At 41.2% G+C, this 18,609-nt stretch carries 12 protein-coding genes and 1 riboswitch; of the genes, 8 read left to right on the top strand and 4 right to left on the bottom strand.

The genetic code is table 11. From position 1 onward, the window contains the following. Positions 1–34 precede the first annotated feature (34 nt). Positions 35–2,854, top strand: coding sequence for a PD40 domain-containing protein (locus AN393_RS09005; protein ID WP_055017886.1), 2,820 nt, complete (start codon positions 35–37; stop codon positions 2,852–2,854). Positions 2,855–2,938: 84 nt separating this feature from the next. Here AN393_RS09005 and AN393_RS09000 read toward each other — a convergent pair whose 3' ends face one another. Together AN393_RS09000 and AN393_RS08995 are read right to left on the bottom strand one after the other, a co-directional pair. Beyond that, complete coding sequence (locus AN393_RS09000) at positions 2,939–4,084, bottom strand: lipopolysaccharide assembly protein LapB (protein WP_055015532.1); 1,146 nt, start codon at positions 4,082–4,084, stop codon at positions 2,939–2,941. Positions 4,085–4,132: 48 nt separating this feature from the next. Next, the gene (locus AN393_RS08995) at positions 4,133–5,266 is read right to left on the bottom strand and encodes a PepSY domain-containing protein (protein WP_055017885.1); all 1,134 of its coding nucleotides are present in this window, start codon (positions 5,264–5,266) and stop codon (positions 4,133–4,135) included. A 330-nt stretch (positions 5,267–5,596) separates the two neighbouring features. Between AN393_RS08995 and AN393_RS08990 the strand changes: the two genes are divergently transcribed. After that, positions 5,597–6,211, top strand: coding sequence for a SemiSWEET family transporter (locus tag AN393_RS08990; RefSeq protein ID WP_055017884.1), 615 nt, complete (start codon positions 5,597–5,599; stop codon positions 6,209–6,211). Between the two features lie 73 nt (positions 6,212–6,284). Next, on the top strand, positions 6,285–7,073 hold the full coding sequence (locus AN393_RS08985) for a PhzF family phenazine biosynthesis protein (RefSeq protein WP_055015535.1): 789 nt from the start codon (positions 6,285–6,287) through the stop codon (positions 7,071–7,073). A gap of 49 nt (positions 7,074–7,122) precedes the next feature. Here the strand turns inward: AN393_RS08985 and AN393_RS08980 are convergent, their stop codons facing one another. Next, positions 7,123–9,633: a zinc-dependent metalloprotease gene (locus AN393_RS08980; RefSeq protein ID WP_055017883.1), complete on the bottom strand. Its 2,511-nt coding sequence runs from the start codon at positions 9,631–9,633 to the stop codon at positions 7,123–7,125. A 290-nt stretch (positions 9,634–9,923) separates the two neighbouring features. On the opposite strand from AN393_RS08980, the gene AN393_RS08975 reads away from it, so the two are divergent. From AN393_RS08975 to AN393_RS08955, 5 genes are all read left to right on the top strand, one after another. Continuing rightward, on the top strand, positions 9,924–11,108 hold the full coding sequence (locus AN393_RS08975) for an efflux RND transporter periplasmic adaptor subunit (protein WP_055015537.1): 1,185 nt from the start codon (positions 9,924–9,926) through the stop codon (positions 11,106–11,108). A gap of 11 nt (positions 11,109–11,119) precedes the next feature. Then, positions 11,120–14,260 carry an efflux RND transporter permease subunit gene (locus AN393_RS08970; RefSeq protein WP_055017882.1) on the top strand — a complete coding sequence of 1,047 codons (3,141 nt, stop codon included), beginning with the start codon at positions 11,120–11,122 and terminating at the stop codon, positions 14,258–14,260. Between the two features lie 109 nt (positions 14,261–14,369). Further along, positions 14,370–14,452: riboswitch (cyclic di-GMP riboswitch) on the top strand. Positions 14,453–14,547: 95 nt separating this feature from the next. Next, on the top strand, positions 14,548–15,114 hold the full coding sequence (locus AN393_RS08965; protein ID WP_055017920.1) for a hypothetical protein: 567 nt from the start codon (positions 14,548–14,550) through the stop codon (positions 15,112–15,114). A 119-nt stretch (positions 15,115–15,233) separates the two neighbouring features. Further along, positions 15,234–17,351: a S9 family peptidase gene (locus AN393_RS08960; protein WP_408003139.1), complete on the top strand. Its 2,118-nt coding sequence runs from the start codon at positions 15,234–15,236 to the stop codon at positions 17,349–17,351. 60 nt (positions 17,352–17,411) lie between these two features. Further along, complete coding sequence (locus tag AN393_RS08955) at positions 17,412–17,810, top strand: hypothetical protein (RefSeq protein WP_055017881.1); 399 nt, start codon at positions 17,412–17,414, stop codon at positions 17,808–17,810. 16 nt (positions 17,811–17,826) lie between these two features. Here the strand turns inward: AN393_RS08955 and AN393_RS08950 are convergent, their stop codons facing one another. Beyond that, positions 17,827–18,582 (bottom strand): LytTR family DNA-binding domain-containing protein, encoded by a 756-nt coding sequence (locus AN393_RS08950; protein WP_055017880.1) that lies wholly within the window; start codon positions 18,580–18,582, stop codon positions 17,827–17,829. Positions 18,583–18,609: the final 27 nt, after the last annotated feature.

The following is an 18,609-nucleotide window of genomic DNA, read 5'->3' as shown; positions in this document are numbered from 1 at the left end:
ACTCTAAGTGGTATCAATCATTTAAAGGATTATTATGAAAAAATCACTCATCGCTGCCTCTTTGTTATTAGCCACACCTACCTTAGCTGCTGATTGGCAAACTATTCATACCGAACACTTTAATGTGCATTACAGCACCGAAAATGCCGATTATGCTAAATCGACAGCGGTAGAACTTGAAATAGTGCGCAGTAAAGTGCTTGAGCAGCAAAACCGAGCGCTCGATAAAGTAGTTGATGTGGTGGTGTTTGATCCCCTAAATGCGCCCAACGGTTTTGCTTTACCTACTTCTAATAATCCCTTAATGGCCCTTTTTACCACGCCCCCACAATCAGACACGGTGGTTTCTAACATGAGTGGCTGGCAGCAATTACTTATATTGCACGAATATATTCACTTAGTGCATTTAGCGCAGCCAACACGTAACACATGGCAGCAAAAAATAAGGGGTGTGTGGGATATTTACGACTTAACTTACAGCGATATGCCGCGCTGGGTAGCCGAAGGTTATGCAACCTTACTTGAGTCAAAAATGACGGGCCGAGGGCGACTATTTGATAACTACACCGAGTCAATGCTAATTGAGTTTGCTCAGCAGGGGGCACTGCCGAGCTATAGCCAACTAAGCGCCACCGAGGGCGGTTTTATGGCAGGCTCTATGGCGTATTTAATGGGCAGCCGGTTTTTAAATTGGCTAGAGCAAACGTATTCAACGCAAATGCTCGATGCTGTTTGGACGCGCATGCAGGCTGTTAAAAAGCGCGATTTTAACGAGGCCTTTACTGGGATATTTGGCCAAAGTGCCGCTAAGCTATATGGCCGCTTTATTGCTCAATATACTTATAAAGCTATGGCAAAAGAGCAGTTAGAGCCTGCGCTTAACAGCGAGCTGTGGTTAAAGCTTAACTTATATGCAAGCAACCCTGCGCTTTCAAAAGATGGCAGTAAACTTGCGATTGTTGAGCGCGATAAAGATAAAAAAACCAAGCTTATTATTTACAGCACGCAGGAAAATACCAAAGCAGAGGAAGCATTTACAAAAGCACAAAAAGCGCTATTAGAAAACGATGCATTGGATATACCCGATAACCCCCCGAGTGTATTTAAGCGTGAGCAAAAACACATATTAAATCAAATAAACAGAGCGGGCATTGCTAATCCACAATGGGTAAATAACAACACACTTTACTTTAATGCTTATACGCGTGAAGAGACGGGTATTTATAACAAGGTGTCTGATATTTTTAGTTATAACACCGAAACCGGAAACGTTGAGCAGTTAACTAAGCTAGCTGGCTTACGTCGTTTTACTGTTACAAACAATGGCGAAACCCTTTACGCTGAGCAAGTACGCGGTGGCTACTCAGAGTTAGTAAAAGTAGATTTAGCCACGCAAACCATTACCCCTTTGTTTTCAAAAAGCTTAAAAACAGCCTACGACTATCCAACTTTTAGCCCTGATGAAACCCAATTAGCTTATGTATCAGCCAATTTAAATGAGAATTGGCAATTGTATATACAAGATATTGCCAATAATACTCGCCAAGCCGTGCCTATGCCCAACGGGTACCAATACCTAAGCCAGCCCAGCTTTAGTAAAAACGGTGAAAAAATTTACTTTGTAGCTGGCTTAAAAGGCTCAACTGATATTTATAGCTACCATATTGCAAGTAATACATTAACTAAACTTACCCAGGGCCAAGAGGCCGTTGCTCACCCCCTAGAAACAAGCAACGGAGCATTACTTTATTTATCCATTACTGCTGATGGGCCTAATGTAAAGCAATTACCAAGTACAGTAGAGGGCGAAATAATTACTGATTTGGCACAGGATAATAATGCGCCACTGCTTTTGGTGGATCAGTACACTTTGCCTAAAGCAAAAATATATAACGACAATGTAGGTAAACAAAGCAGCTACGATGTGCTTGATCAGCATGGAAGTTTAGCGCTAGGCGCACAGTATTACTCTGCCGCTACAAGTGCTTTAAATATTAATATTAAAAGCAGTGACTTACTTAAACAGTTAGACCTTCAAGCGGGATATAGTGTTGATTTAAATGATGATGCTTTGCACGGTGGGTACGCCCAAGCAAAATACAATGCACTGCCAGTTAAGCTTAAATTGAGTGTATTTGATTATGATTTAAATACTGCAAAACAATACCAAGCGAGCGAAAATGCAGAAGTACCTGCACGAGGTGGTTTTGCAGTCTTAAGTTACCCAATTAAATACGCGGCGTTTAGCCTAACGCCAGAGCTTGCCTTTAACTATACCGATTATAAGCAAGACTATAATAAATGGGCGCGCATAGGCATTACCCAAAGCTGGCAGTACGACCGTCAAGCATTTGCTATAGGGCAAAGTGTTAATGCCCAGTATTACGATGGCAGCAGTAAAAACATTAATTGGGACGGCTACGATTTAGCGGCCAACGTATTTGGTAAAGCGTTTGATGTGCCGCTTTATATTAATTTTACTCAAAAGCAGCGCGATAATAGTAGTTTAGCGCTAGGCGGATTTAGCTCAAACCTAATTAGCGAGCACCAAAATAGTGAGTTTGTGCTGTCATCAGAGCTGCCATTTTATAGCACAACTGCTGAGCGCTATATGGGTTATGGCGGTGGCTTTAGCTTTAAAGAAGGCATGCCGTGGCTTTATTATAAACAGCATCAGGTAGATGATGCGGTATACGCACAAAGTTATGGTTTAAAGTATCAAGGCAATTTTAGCTTTGGACTAGGTCCAGCCGGTGTGAACGATTTAACCTTTAATTTGGGGTTATCGCGCGTAGAAGGCGATAGCTTTGAGGATGAAATGCGCGGCTGGTTTAGTTTTTACTACTCGCTATAAGTGAATTACGATAACACGCTAATGCACTTGTGTAATAAGTGCATTAGTAAAAGCTGCGTTTAAACTAATTTAAAGTATTGGTGGTTAATTGGGCTTGTTTAGCGATGCAAGCTTAGCTTGATACACGTTTAGTCTTTCTTTATTACGCTCATATTGGATGGCTTTTTCAAGCAAGCTTTGTGTTTGCGCTGTGTGACCTTGTTGGTAGCGAATTTTAGCCAGCTCTAAATAGAGCTCCGATATATAAGGAGCTTTTGCAATGGCGAGTTCAAGTTGCTTTTTAGCTTGGGTGACCTTGCCCTGATGTAAGTTATTTTTAGCAATCACGAGTAGCTCGTAGGGGTCTTTCTCTTTATCAACAAGCTGGCTTGTTAGGCGTTTTTCTAGTGTTTTATCTCCTAGCTCATTTGCTAATATTCGATAGTTATTAATTAAATTTATACTTATATCGTTTCTATCAAGCGCGGTTTGATAAATCATGTGAGCGCTTTTTAGATCGCCTGCGCGGCGGTGCAATACGCCGGCTATATTAAAAAGCTCTGCATCGTTTGGGGTAAAGCGGTTGGCTTGCATAATTAAAGAGTAAGCCTTATTAAGATTGTTTTCGGCTAATGCCGCGGCGGCTAAGTTACTATAAAACTTACTGAGTAAATCGTTATACGTTGCACTACCGGAATAAAAGCTGCCACGTGTGGGAAAGTAGTCTATTAACGTGCCAGGGCGAATAAATACAATATAGTTACCATCTATTTCTTCTTCTGGCGCATACACTTTGGTTCTAAAGTGATTGGCGATGTAGACTAAATTACCTTCTTTGGCATACACAGGTTCACTGGTCATTTCTTGAAAGCTGGTATCGAGGCCTAAAAGTGTGGCGTAGCTTTGGGTTAATACAGCTAAACTAATACAGTTGCCTTGTGCGCGTTTAATAACTTGTTTAGATGTTAGTGTATCGCCGTGATACTTAAAGTTGGTAAGTTGGCTTTCTAGGTAGTTAAAAATAATTTCATCAGCGCGAACTTCATTTAAGTGTTTATGCGCGTATGCTAAAAACTTTTCTTGTTCGGGTTTTGGCAGCTCAAAAATGCTCTGCTCATTAGGTGTTTTAACTTGCTCGAAAAGAGAGTGGTTAATTACGTGTGTTAGCTGCACCTTTTTAATGGGCATTGCAGGCGGCGTGCTATTACAGGCAGTTAAAAAAAGGCTAAGAGTAAAAACTAGATATTTCATATATCACCTCACTGTGATTGTTAACATTACAGTGAGGTGATTTTTTAATCAAGCACTTGCAGTGCGGTGTTTACTTAAGCGGTTTTTTTGAGACTGCTTTTTGCGCTTACGGCGAGTAAACCACAAATAAAAGCCAGTACCACCAAGCCAAACAGGGCTTAAACCAATAACACACCAAATTATTTTACTAATGAGCCCTGCAAAATAACCAAAGTGAAGTTTTCTAAAGCTATCAATTACTTGCCAACCTACACCCACTTCGCGGATGTCCCAGTTTGCCATATGCTCGCCCGTTAGCTTGTTGTAAGTAACGGTATTGGCATATTCGCTGGCAAGTGGGTTACTGGTATCTACTTCTCCAAATAGCGTTATGTTTTCGTCTGGCTCAAGCGGCATGACTAAAAATGTGCCATTAAATGTGGGTATTTGCTTTTGGCTATCATCAAGCACGTGTTGAAAAGAAATCTCTTCATTGTATAAATTTTTAGTAAGTACGAAGTGTTCTTCTTCTGCGTGTTCAATGACTTCGTGATACCACACAGCGCCGTTAAAGTAGCCGCCAGTGATGGCTAAAATTATAATAATGGGCGAGCCAATTACACCGGTCATTTTATGGATGTCGCTAAGCACTATTTGCAGTGTGGCGCGCCAGCGTACGCTAAATAAACGCTGCCAAAACTTACGATAAATAATAAGACCTGTAATACCTAGTACTAAAAAAAACACCGCAAAAAAGAAGCCTAAAACGGTACCAGTTTGGCCTGGTAAATTTTTTAAATCATTGAGTAAAAAGGTGTAGTGTAAATCTAAAAACCAGTCTGTAAAGTAGTGGCTGGTTCCCACTGGCTCTGAAAGAATATTGCCAGTGTATTGATCTAAATGAAATTTATACCAGTCTTCTGTACCGCGCTTTATTAAATAAACCCGATCAGCAGTATCATCGTTAAATATTTCCCAGCTACCTACGACATACTCAGGGTACGCTTTTTGCGTTTTTGTTATAAGTGTATCCATAGGTAAGCGGTTGGCTTGTTGTTGTACAACAAAGTGACTGTCTGGCATTAATAAGCCGTCAATCTCGCTTTTAAATACCAAAACGCTACCCGTTATACTAATAACAAACAGCGGGACAAGCGCGATAAGGGCTACCCAACTGTGAATTTTAAAAAGTGTTTTTCTCATAGTTTATAATTGTGTAATTGCCACAGACCTGCGCATGATAACAATTATCAGTAGCATTTCATAGTTGTGCGACAAATACACACTCGTTGTTTAAGACAGGGTGCAAAGTGTTCAGCCTCCAATATACAAGTACGATTTGGTGTCCACTTAAAGTAACGGTTTTTGTACAGCTATCTTGCCAGTGCCTAATATAGGGTTACGCTAATTTGTTGAGTAAAATATATTCACCATTACAATGCGCGCTCACTTTAAAACTCATTTAAAAACAGATGTTTATTTATTGTTTCTAGCGGGTTTTATATTAACATTTAAGTAACGAGCGAGGTTGTTTTGGCGCACTATCTACCTATTTTGTCGGCTTTTATTTTAGTTTTTAGCTTTTTACCGCTATTGAGCAAAATTAGAAAGAATCGCAGTGTGTCGGGGTTATCACTATTAATGATGACTTTTGGTTTAGCGCAAAGCCTCTACTTTATTACTTACAATATTTATTTTGAACGCTACTTTATAGCACTACCGTTTTTTGTAACTGGAGTGCTAAGTGGTTTAATTTTATATTACTTTGCCCGCTATAACGCCGCAAAAGCTGAACGTATACAGCTTGTGGCTATGCTTGGCTTTTCGTTATTACCTTTTTTATTGCTGTTAAATAAAAGCCTAGAAACAGCATCGGTACTTAACGCACTTACATACGTAGGGCTAGTAATGAGCTCAGTACGGGTAATGCCGCAAACGTATAAAACCTTACGCAGTGGCAATATTAGCAATTTAAGTGCTCGCTACTTTAGCTTGCAGTTTGTAGCAGGTACCTGTGGCTTGTATGTAGAGCTAAGCAGTGCTATGACCAGCACCTCACATATTTTAATGTTTGTTATGCTGCTGCTTACAAATGCTGTGCAATTTGCGTGTATGCAATATTATAAAATGCGCCCCGCAATGGCTTAGCTATAAAATTAATAGTGATTATTTAATGACTATGTGGCAGGTTTAAACTCTAACTAATTTAGGGGGTCAACCTATGCAACTCACTATCCATCAAATTGATGCATTTACAAGCTCTTTATTTAAAGGCAATTACGCAGCTGTGATCCCGCTAGAGGCGTGGCTTAGCGATGAGTTAATGCTAAATATAGGCGCTGAAAATAATGTGTCTGAAACTGCGTTTACTTGCCCTCAGGCTGATGGCAGTTTTGCAATACGGTGGTTTTCACCATTAATGGAAATAGATTTTTGCGGCCACGCTACGCTCGCTGCTGCGTATGTTTTATGCGAGCAACACAACCTTAGCCAAGTGCGCTTTAACGCCACGGCCGTAGGGGAGCTTGTTGTAAACAAAAATAGCGATGGTAGTTTTACTATGACCTTTCCTAAACAGGCGCCAGTAGAAGTGAAAACTATACCCGAAGCGCTGTTAAAAGGGTTGTCTATACAACCAATAAAGGTGCTAAAAAATCGTCAAGCATATTTTGCTATTTACGAAAATGCACAACAAATCCATGATTTAACTACTCAGCCTGATTTATTAAAAACCTTATACCCACTTGATGTTGTCGCCACATCAAGTTCTGCTGAGTACGATATGGTGTCTCGTTATTTTTGGCCTGCAAGTGGCGGCGAAGAAGATTTTGTTACGGGTTCTATTCACACTGGCCTTGCCCCTTACTGGGCACAGCAGTTAGGTAGAAATAAATTAAACGCGTATCAGGCTTCAAGCCGTGGTGGTTTTATACAATGCGAAGTAGGCGAGGATACCGTCAGGTTAACTGGTAACGCTGTACGGTATTTGAAAGGTACAATTTATTTATAAATTCGCATTAAAAAGGCCACGTATTACGTGGCCTTTTTGATTGAGTTTATTAAGCTTCTAACGCTTTAGCAATTAAGTGATCAATATACTTTTTATGTGCTTTAGTAGCTGTATCGGCTCCCCATCCTACGCTTGTATCAGCTATTTGTGTTAGCTGATACAGCGCGGCAGTTTTTGCCAAATTATCGTGTTTACTTGCTTTGCCTAGGCCTGCAATAGCAATAAGCTGATTTACATACTCTATTTGTAGATTGCGGCTAATAGACGTGCTCTCTTTGCTATCAACAAAAATACTGGCCGTTAGGTCGTCCATAAATTGCGTTAGGCTATATTCATTACCATACAGTGCGGTGTCTGAAATACGTAGCATAACAGCCGGGTGCAGCAATTGCGCAAGTACCGTTTTTTGCATGCCTAAAATCATTTTGTGCGCTTTAGGGTCTTCATTTTTACCATAATGGTTAAAGCCACGGCGTTGTTGCTGTAAATAGTTGTATAAAGGCTGCATGCTGATTAGCACATCAGGTGCAAATACATATTTAGCAAGTATGTTCATTGCTTGCGTTTGGCGCTCAAGTGGTACTGGCATAAACGGCTTACTTGCATGTGTATCACCTACTACTGCACGTTCAACATATACGCCACCTATTTGGCGAGAAACAACACCTGCTTGTCTACGGTATTGACCGAACAAACTATTAGCCGAGGTAACCAGCTGTTGATAAGACTCACCTTTTACTGTGGCTTTATCTTTTAGCTCCGTAAATAGTTTATCAATTAGCGCCATGCGGTCGGCGCCATAGGCTGCTGGATTTGACGATAAGTCGCCAATCATTACACGGGGGTCTATGTGGCGGCCCGGGGCACGCATATCATCGGCATCATTACCGAAGGCAAGGGCATGTTCGCTTGAGCGAGCGAGTATGTTTTCAAGTCGTGCTTGTTCGGCAGCTTTATCTTCTAAGGCGCTGCTATAGCCATAGTTGATAGCCCAATCATCATAAGGACCCGGCTTAGTTTGAAAAATATCACCTTGCTGTACACCGATTGGCGCGATGTTAGCGGGTGCATAATCCATCACAGAACCGGTTACTATGCCTTGAGTTTTATTTTTGTCATGAACCTCTTTTTCATCCCACAAAATAGACGATTTCATATTGTGGTTTAAGCCTAATGTATGACCCACTTCATGAAGAATTAACTGGGTTAAACCTTGGCGAATCATTTCATTGTCATCAATCGAGGCACCTGTTGCTAAGCCTTTAGCAACCAGCAGGTTTTGTTGAATTTCATGGCCTAGTGAGCAATTTAACTCACCTTGTGTAGGCAGGTGTTGGCCGTGGCTCATTGTGCCTTGGGTGTATAGCGTGTCGTAAATCCAGCGGTTTTTCATAAATACAAACTCAAGCATAATGTCTGAGCCGAGTATTTCACCTGTTAGTGGGTTGGCAAGAGCCGGTCCGTAGCCGCCAAATGGCGGTTTTGGCGATGAAGTCCAACGTAGTACGTTGTAGTTAATATCACCAGCATCCCACGTTGCGTCATCGGGTTGTACTTTAACTTCGAGTGCGTTTTTAAAACCGGCTTTTTCAAACGAGCTATTCCATGTAAGCACAGCATCGCGTATTGTGTCGCGCCACTCTACAGGGGTGGTGTTTTCTATCCACCAGGTAATTGGTTTTACCGGCTCAGAAAGTTCAGCATCAGGGTTTTTCTTTTGTAGATCCCAGCGCTTAATAACATCGTCATAGGGCGCCCAATCGGTTGAGGTCATTAGATCAAATTGATTGGTGAAATAACCTATGCGCGCATCATCTTTACGTGGTTGGTAATCGTTTTTAGGTAATGCCACAAAAGAGTGCTGGACCTTTACAGAGATATTGCGCGGGTCACTTACGGCACTTGTACCACGCACGGTGGGACTGGCATTACTAAATACGTAATCAACGACTATATCTAAGTTGTTTGGGTAGGGGCGCTGTTTAACAATACGCGACTTTTTAGTATTTAATTTACCTACTTTAAAGCGTTTTTTAGCGTTTTTATCGGCTGGGTTTAGCGTTGGCGATACCTTGTGTAGCGCTTCACTTAAAAATAGCTTGTTGACCTTAAAGGCTATTTTACCTTCTTCTTCTTTTTCTATTTTAATGCTGGCTAAAACGGCTTCGCTGATGTTGGCATTGCTTGCTTTGGCAATGGCGCTGTTTTGATCAAATTTATAGCGAGGTGTTTTGCTCACTATATCTATGCGGTCAAAGTATTTTCTAAACTCAATGAGCTTGGTTTCTCTATAGGCGCCGCGATAATGCCCGGCATCAGTGACACCGTCGACTGTATGGGCAAAGTATACAAAAGGGGTATTAAGCTGCGACTCGGTGATCACCATTAAGTGTTCACCGGTTTTTTGGTCTTGGTATAAATTAAAAATACCTGAAAATTCGGTTTGTCCTTCGACCATTTCGCTCAGGGTTTTTGATTTTTTGTCTTCTTTTTTATCATCAGCCACTGCGTGGCCGCTTAGCGCTATACTCAGTGTTAGCGCAAGGGTTGTTAATTTCATTTTTATAATCTATTTCGCTGTTATTTATTTAGTGTGACTGTACGTAAATTAAAAATTGTTCGCACATGTTCTCGATGAAATCATAGCTCTAATTTGTAATACACTGATTTTAAATAGTAAAAATTTGTAACAAAATATAATAAATGCGATGAGTTACAGGTATTTGTAAACGGCTACGTACCTTAACTGAGTTTTTAAATTTATTTGTAACAGTTGCTTACAAATGTCAGGTTAATGTTTTATTGCGCTCTGTTATTATAGTGTTAGTAGAAATATGAGGTAATTAGGATATGCAATCAAATTCACTGAGATGGGTGTTCCCATTTGTAGCATTAGCCATTGGTGTAGTGGGCTTTATGGGAATAAACGCTATTGCACAAGAAGATCAAAATAAAACAGCAGTAGATACACGACCCACCGTGCAAGTTGAGCCTGTAGAAGCTAATAATCACCAAGTAATAATAAACAGCTACGGCGAAATAAAACCATTAGAAAACACACAGTTGGCGGCGCAGGTGTCGGGGGAAGTAATTAGCTGGCATCCTAGCTTTGTAGCTGGTGGCGTGGTTTCTCGTGGCGATACACTGATTAGTATTGAAAAAGACAACTACGAAGCAGCCGTTTTAGTTGCCGAAGCCGATTTAGCGCGTGCCAAAGCAGCCTTAATTGAAGAGCAAGCGCAGGCAAAAGTAGCCGAAGACGAAGCAAAGCGTTTTCCGAATAAAGCACGTACAGACTTATTTTTACGTAAACCGCAGGTGTTAAGCGCCCAAGCAGCGGTTAAGTCGGCGCAAGCCGCATTAAAAAGAGCACAACGTGATTTAGAAAACTGCGATATAAAAGCCCCATACGATGCGTTAGTAGTGAGCCGTAATGTAGGCGTTGGCCAGTTTGTGGCTATGGGTGCACAAGTGGCTGATTTAAATAATATAGAAACAGCAGAGGTTATTATTCCTATTGCTGGTTTTGATAGCGTATTTTTACCGGAGCGAATTAAGGGCATTAAGGCCACTATTATTCAAAAAGGGTTAAACAGTTTTACACGTGAAGGCGTGATTGACCGCGACCTAGGTATTGTAGATAACGCGACGCGCATGAGCAGCTTAGTGGTACGTATTGAAGACCCATACGGCTTAAAAACACAGCAACCGGCTATTAAATTTGGCAGCTACGTGCAGGTTAATTTTGCAGGCGCCATGCTTAATAATATTTACCGTTTGCCGCAATCATTAGTAAATAACCAAACGGTGTGGATAGTTAACGAAAACCAAGAGCTTGAACCGCGCAAAGTAACCGTAGTGAGAGAAGAAGGCGAGTACTTTTATATTAGCAGCGGACTTAATGCCGATGATAAGTTGGTTACCACGTTACCTGAGTACCCACAAAAAGGCATGCAGGTAAAAGTGGCTGGCATGAGCGAGCCAAGTAACGCTAATACAAACACCGAAAGTAGCGCTGAAGCGCAACAGTTGTAAGGTGTAAATTAATGAACGAATCAATTGAAAAAAAACAAACAGGGTTAATAGCTTATTTTGCTAAAAACTCTGTTGCAGCCAACCTAATGATGGTTTTTATCATCATTATGGGGGTTATTAGCTACTTAACTATTCAGCGCCAAATGTTTCCTAATGTAGAAATTAACTACATTAATGTTGAGGCCAATTACCCCGGTGCCTCACCACAAGAAATTGAAGAAAGCATTCTTATAAAAATTGAAGAATCACTAAAGGATGTGACCGAAATTAAAAAGGGCGTGTACCGCGCCTTTAGAAATGGCGGTAGGGCAAGCCTTGAAATTAACACCGATGCAGAGCTTACCGATGTGCTTGATAAGGTAAAGCTGCGTGTTGATGGTATTGCAACCTTTCCTGCGGGCATGGAACCGGTCACCATAAGTCAGATTGAGTTTAGGCAAGATGTTATAGGGATGACCTTAGTTGCCGATTTGCCGCTGACAGAACTCAAACCAATTGCTAATCAAATTGAAGATGAGCTATTACAGCTATCTAACGTATCGTTGGTAGAAAACGATGTGCCGCTTGATGAAATTGCCATCGAAATCGACCCTGATACGTTACGCCAATACAATTTAACCCTAAGCGATGTAATGAACGCGGTGCGCAGTTATTCTGCTAACTTTTCGGCGGGGCAACTAACAACCGATGCGGGGGTTATTTCTGTTCGGGTTGAAAACCAGTATTACTCTGGTGATGAGTTTAGGCAAATACCGGTAAAAATAGGCGAATACGGCGCTAAAGTGTTGCTTCAAGACGTTGCCGTTATCAAAGACCAATTTACCGAAGGCGAGCGCTACTTTAAATTTAACGGCGAAAACGCAGTGTATATGTCGGTAAAGGCTACGCAAGATCAAAACATGATTCCGGTTGCCGAGTCGGTTAAAGCATATATTGAGCAAAAGAATACCCAGCTACCACCGGGTGTTAGGTTAGAGCCATTAATGGACATGACGTACTACCTAAATGCGCGCCTTGATATGATGAAAGCTAACTTGTTTCAAGGGGCAATATTAGTCGCTATTATGCTTTCGTTATTCTTGCGCTTTAAATTAGCGCTTTGGGTAATGATTGGCTTACCGGTGTGCTTTTTAGGGGCAATGATGCTAATGCCGTTATTTGGTATAAGCATTAATATAATTTCGTTGTTTGCATTTATTATGGTGCTCGGCATTGTGGTTGATGACGCCATAGTAATAGGGGAAGCCGCTTATACTGAGGTAGAAAAAAGCGGAGGCGGAGTTGAAAACGTCGTTTGTGGTGCAAACCGTGTAGCAACCCCTGCTACATTTGGTGTATTAACAACCATTGCGGTGTTTGCCCCATTTACACTATCGAGTGGGCCAGAAAGTGCCTTCTTTTACGCGATTGCTGTAGTAGTAATACTGTGTTTAGTATTTAGCTTAGTTGAGTCAAAACTTATTTTACCGGCGCATATTGCCCACACGCACTTTTCACCTATTAAAAAAGGTGGCTGGCGCGATAGGTTTAATATGCGCTTTTTTGGTTTTGTAAATGGCCCTTATAAGCGTTTTATATCCCGCTGTGTAGACTGGCGCTGGACGGTATTGTTTGGCTTTATTGCTATGTTTTTTATAAGCATTGCGCTTATCACATCAAATAAAGTACGTACTGTACCTACGCCAAAAGTGCCACATGATTTTCCGCAAATTCATATAGAAATGAACGACAATGTGTCTGACTTACAAACTATTGCAGCTATTCGTGAAGTAGAAGCCATGGTGTTACGAGTTGATGAAGAAACAGAGCGTGAATTTGGCCAAAAAATAATTCGTGATGTACTGGTATTTAATCAAGGCAGAACCGAGTCTCAGTTGCTTGCGCCGTTAGTTGATGAAGAATTACGACCTTATAACGCGTTTGAACTTTCGCGCCGCTGGCGAGAAGCCATGCCTACCATTGCAGGCATTAAGTCACTCACTATTGAAGATGATGTTGGCGGTGGTGGCGGCACTGGCGAAGGCGAATTTGGTTATTTACTATTTGGCTCTGATATAGATACGCTTAATGCCGCAGGCCGTCGTTTTATTCAGCTACTGCAGCAACAAAAAGGCTTGTTTGATATAAGCTCGACCATTGACCCTGCTAGCAAAGAAGTGCAAATGAGCTTAAAACCTGTCGCTTACGATTTAGGGCTCGACCTTGCTAATATTGCAAACCAGGTAGGCGCCAGTTTTTATGGTGGCGAAGCGCAGCGTGTAATACGTAACGGCGAAGAAGTAAGAGTAATGGTACGTTACCCTAAACTGACTCGCGAAGCGTTTTCATCGCTAAAACACACAGTAGTTACAACACCGCAAGGGCGTGAAGTACTTTTAGGTGATGTAGTTGAGCTAACCGAAACGCCAGGGATTAGCTATATTCGCCGTGAGGGCGGTTATCGTACAGTGTATGTGTACGGCAGTATTGATGAAGAAGTTATAGAGCCAGGCGAAGTGGTTTCACAAGTAAAAGAAAACTTATTGCCACAGCTTAAAGAGGAATACCCAAGCGTTAAATCAGAGTTAGGTGGTGCAATAGAAGAGCAACAAGCGCAAGCTAATGAGCAGTTTCTGTTTTTTGTAGGCGGCATGATTTTAGTTTATATATTACTTGCCGTACCACTTAAAAGTTACGCCCAGCCGCTTATTGTTATGTCGGTTATTCCGTTTAGTTTAACGGGGGCTATTTGGGGTCACTTTTGGTTTGATTTAGACATTAGCTTAATGTCGGGCTTTGGTTTAATCGCCGCGGCCGGCGTAGTAATAAACGACTCGTTGGTAATGACCGACTACGTAAACCAAGTACGCCGAGAGGGTGTAAGTGTTAAAAACGCGGTAATAGAAGCCGGTTGCGCACGCTTTAGGGCAATATTACTCACCTCAATTACCACCTTCGCAGGTGTGTTGCCCATAATGTTTGAAACCAGCTTACAAGCTAAGTTTGTAATCCCTATGGCTGTAGCGCTTGGCTTTGCTGTGATGTTCGCAACACTTATTACGCTTATATTGGTGCCATGTTTATACATAATTTTGGGCGATATTGGTAACGTGTTTAAAATGGTTTTTCGAAAAGTTTTTAGACGAAAAGCGCCTATAAATCAAACATCTTAAACCACTTAAAGCCAACTCTAGCGAGTTGGCTTTTTAATTATTAAGGATTGCATAAAAATCTCGGTTACATTCTTTTGTTTGAATAAACCATGCGCCCGTTTTATAATCATTTTTCTGTTGGCAAATTAGTCGAAAGGCTAAGACGCAAAGTTTCCGGTCTAAGGTTTAAACTATGATAGCGGGGCTGCTGGGTGATTATTGTACGGTATCGCTTGCTCTCAGTGTCGTTTTTGTGTATCCATATGAAATGGATAAAATTTTGTGACTCTTAAGGTGTTACTGTGTTTATGCATACGTCGTTGGCCTGTGGAAAATGGTCAACTATAGGTTGTTTAAATCATCATACCCAATTATTCATTGGAGATGTGATTAGTATAACCTTTTCAGACATGCAAGGAGAGCTCGTTGATTTATCGTTTGATTATAAAATTACCTCTTTGGAGCAAGGTGAGCCTCATGCTTGGCCACGGTTAGTTGCTGAATATATAAACGTGCATGTCCCTTTAGTAAGTGCAGGCAGAATGACCAAGCATGGTTTGGTTATAGCTTATCGAAATAACGAAATATTTGCCTTAGAAAGTAGCGGTATTAATAAAGCACAGGTTGAGTTTCATTGTGTAGCAAAGTGTGACAACTTAATACAATGCAACGACCAAGAATATGATTACGTATACCCTCAGTGTAGCGAAAATTACAATGCGGGCACTAAGGTACTACAACTTAAAACAGGTTACATATACCAGTGTAAGGCATGGCCATTTAGCCAGTTTTGCAGAACCAATAATGATAAGGACTCAAGCTTTGAACCCGGTGTGGGAAAAAGCTGGGCGATGGCGTGGACTAAGGTTTCTTAGCGCTTTTAAAATAAAAACCAACTTCCCATGGGTGTAATGACAAGAATAAAATTGCAGTAATTTTAAAATTTGGACTTATACCTCAAGCCCACTCACTATGAGTGGGCTTTTTTATTTTTATGATAAACTGCCCGTATTGTTATTTTTTATACGGTTTTGTTGTGTCATTAAGTGAATTTTCTTCTCAATCATTAGCTCGTTTTCCTGTTGCTAAAAAGCAGCCCCATCAATTAACTATACACAATAAAACGCGCACCGATAACTACTACTGGATGCGTGATGATGAGCGCGAAAACAAAGAAATACTCGCCCATTTAGCAGCCGAAAATGCATATTGCGATGAGCAACTAGCCGCGATAAAACCGCTACAAAACAGTATTTTTGAAGAACTAAAAGGGCGCATCGTAAAAGATGACAACACGGTACCGGTAAAAGATGGTCAGTACTGGTACCACTCAGAGGTTCGCGGCGATGATGAGTATTCACGCCATTACAGAAGCACGAGCATTAATACTGATAACAAGCAGTTACTACTTGATGTAAATGTTTTAGCCCAAAACCATGAATTTTATGAACTAGGTGAAGTAGCGCTAAGCCCATGCGAGCAATTAATGGCCTACAGTGAAGATACCGAAGGGCGTAGAATTTACAGTGTACATTTTAAAAACTTGCAAACCGGTGAAATGCTCAGCGATATTTTAGAAAATACCGAAGGGCAAATTGTTTGGGCTAACGACAATAAAACCGTATTTTACGTTAAAAAAGACTTACAAACGTTACTGGGTTTTCAGGTGTTTAGGCACGAGTTAGGCACAGCGCAAAGCCAAGATGTCATGGTGTACGAAGAGCACGATAAAAGCTTTTTTATGGGCCTGGGTAAAAGCCGCGATGAGAGCTTAATTATTATTGATTTAGCCACCACCGAAACAAATGATACGTGGGTCCTAGATGCCAATAACCCGCAAGGAGAGTTTTACCCCTTGCTGCCGCGTGAGGAAGGTCATGAGTTTGATATTGATAAACATGGCGATACTTTTTACATAGTAACCAACTGGCAGGCTAAAAATTTCAGACTGATGACGGCAACAAGCGAAACAATCGCAGATAAAACGCAGTGGCAAGAGCACACCGCGCACCGTGAGCATGTGTTGCTTGAAGGCGTAGAAATATTTGATGACTTTTTAGTATTAACTGAGCGCGAACAAGGCCAAGCTCGCTTTGTTGTGATTAATAAAGCCCAAGCACGCATGGCGCTTGAATTTAGTGACCCGTGCTACTATGCCGCTGTAGCGATGAACCCCGAGCCCCAGGCGCGCTCGGTCCGTATTTATTATTCAAGTCTCACCACGCCAGGAACGTTGTACAATGTTGATTTAGCCTCGGGTGAAAAAACATTACTTAAACAGCAGCAAGTACTGGGTGGGTTTAATAGTGCACTTTATGCCTCTGAGCGCTTACTTGTGACAGCACGCGATGGCGTGCAAGTACCTGTTTCTTTAGTTTATAGAAAAGACACCTTTACCAAAGATGGCACTAACCCGCTGTTTCAATACGGCTATGGCGCATATGGTTACACGATAGATCCGAGCTTCTCGAGTACTTCATTGAGTTTGCTAGACCGCGGCTTTGTGTATGCTATTGCACATGTTAGAGGCTCCGAAATGCTAGGACGCCACTGGTACGAGCAAGGTAAAAAAGAGCATAAACAAAATAGTTTTAACGACTTTATTGATATTACAAAGGCTCTTGTTGAGCAAGGCTACGGTGATAAAAACAAAGTGTTTGCCTCTGGCGGCAGCGCAGGAGGCTTATTGATGGGGGCTGTTTTAAACCAAGCGCCAGCGCTTTATTTAGGTGTAGGGTGCCATGTGCCATTTTTAGATGTGTTAACCACCATGTTGGATGAAAGTATTCCACTTACCACTAATGAGTATGATGAATGGGGCAACCCAAACGATGAACATTTTTATGATGTTATAGCTAAGTACTCACCGTACGATAATATCAGCGCCAAAGACTACCCGCATATTTTAGTGACCACAGGCCTGCACGACTCTCAAGTGCAATATTGGGAGCCTATGAAATGGGTGGCGAAAATGCGAGAGCTAAAAACGGATAATAACATATTGGTTTTTAAAACGGATATGGATGCCGGCCATGGCGGCGCATCAGGCCGCTTTAAAAGTTTAGAGGAAAAAGCGCTCGAAATGGCCTTTTTTATTGCACTAATAAATTAGCTGCAAAATACGCAAAATGTATTAAGCTTTAATGAAGCACTGATAAATATAAGGTTATTTATGTTTGGAGCACACGGAGAGTTTCAGATTTGCTCTCAGCCACCCACTATGTATTTAAAGCTCTTTGGTAGTTTTAATAACGAAGGAATTAATTTACTAACCAATGGTGTGGTTAACGAATTAAGTATGCACCCTAAAGGCGCAGTCAAGTTTGTTGTAGTTAACTTAGAAGAGTTTGAGTTAATAACGGTAGATAGTATGGACTCGCTAGAGGCGTACTTTGCCAGCGTTAAAGAGCGTGGCTACGAACGCGTAGATTACTTGTATGCAAACATTATCGCTAAAAACATGTTTGAAAAAGTCTGGAACAGCAGTGATGTAGAGGTAAATTTTTATAAAGACTCAGAAAATTACCTACAACAACACCCAGACGATGAATACATAAAAAACTATTGGTAAAAAGCCATTATAAGCCCTATGCAACAGGGCTTATAATGCTCTCTAAGCAGTTTTTGTATCTTCTTGATAAATTTAATGAGATGTTGTTTTTAAGCTTAACTTTATAGTCGCCGCTATCTGTTGGCATAAGTTCCTTAATGGCATGTTTTCTAACAAGCGTGGAGCGGTGAATGCGTATAAAACCTTCAGGCTCTAGCTGTTGTTCAATGTTTTTCATTGTTTCACGATGTAAAACAGGGGCGCTGTTGCCATTAAAGTGTAGCTCTACATAATTACCCGCGCCGTTTATCCATACAATATCGTTAATATCTATTAAACGTACTTTTCCTACATCTTTAACAACAATATGTGCAGCAATAGGTTGCTCGTTTTCATGTGCTGTTTTTAATAGGCGCTCTGCTTGTGTAGCTAATGGACATAAATGAATAAGCTTCTCGAAACACTTTTCAAGCCTAGAGGTGGTTACATCGGTCGTTAAAAAATCGACTGCGCCGACTTCAAACGCAAAATTAGCAAACTCAGCCGACCTAGCAATTATGACCACTTTCATTGTTTTAGTCAGTTCAGTTAGGTGCACTATCTGAGTGGGATCATTTAAATTAGATAATTCGTAAAAAAGCACATTAAAACGAGTGGTATCTATTTGATCTAAACGCTGCTCGGGCAGTTGCGTTTGCGAGTCAAAATGGCGGTGAGCTTGTACTTGTTGAGCTAAGAATGTTGCAAGTTTGCTCGTGTTAACTCTAATTAGTGCATGAAAGTAAGTAATCATAGAAAATTCCATCTCTAAAGTGTGTAG

Origin of the sequence: Pseudoalteromonas sp. P1-25 (assembly GCF_001401805.1) — a bacterium.
Classification (GTDB): Bacteria; Pseudomonadota; Gammaproteobacteria; order Enterobacterales; family Alteromonadaceae; genus Pseudoalteromonas.
This window is presented reverse-complemented; position numbering and strand designations above follow the sequence as displayed.

What these genes read in the sequence shown, in the direction of transcription:
- AN393_RS09005 (WP_055017886.1), top strand. Translation starts at nt 35, where the DNA reads ATGAAAAAATCACTCATCGCTGCCTCTTTGTTATTAGCCACACCTACC.
- AN393_RS09000 (WP_055015532.1), bottom strand. Translation starts at nt 4,084, where the DNA reads ATGAAATATCTAGTTTTTACTCTTAGCCTTTTTTTAACTGCCTGTAAT.
- AN393_RS08995 (WP_055017885.1), bottom strand. Translation starts at nt 5,266, where the DNA reads ATGAGAAAAACACTTTTTAAAATTCACAGTTGGGTAGCCCTTATCGCG.
- AN393_RS08985 (WP_055015535.1), top strand. Translation starts at nt 6,285, where the DNA reads ATGCAACTCACTATCCATCAAATTGATGCATTTACAAGCTCTTTATTT.
- AN393_RS08980 (WP_055017883.1), bottom strand. Translation starts at nt 9,633, where the DNA reads ATGAAATTAACAACCCTTGCGCTAACACTGAGTATAGCGCTAAGCGGC.
- AN393_RS08975 (WP_055015537.1), top strand. Translation starts at nt 9,924, where the DNA reads ATGCAATCAAATTCACTGAGATGGGTGTTCCCATTTGTAGCATTAGCC.
- AN393_RS08970 (WP_055017882.1), top strand. Translation starts at nt 11,120, where the DNA reads ATGAACGAATCAATTGAAAAAAAACAAACAGGGTTAATAGCTTATTTT.
- AN393_RS08965 (WP_055017920.1), top strand. Translation starts at nt 14,548, where the DNA reads ATGCATACGTCGTTGGCCTGTGGAAAATGGTCAACTATAGGTTGTTTA.
- AN393_RS08960 (WP_408003139.1), top strand. Translation starts at nt 15,234, where the DNA reads ATGATAAACTGCCCGTATTGTTATTTTTTATACGGTTTTGTTGTGTCA.
- AN393_RS08955 (WP_055017881.1), top strand. Translation starts at nt 17,412, where the DNA reads ATGTTTGGAGCACACGGAGAGTTTCAGATTTGCTCTCAGCCACCCACT.
- AN393_RS08950 (WP_055017880.1), bottom strand. Translation starts at nt 18,582, where the DNA reads ATGATTACTTACTTTCATGCACTAATTAGAGTTAACACGAGCAAACTT.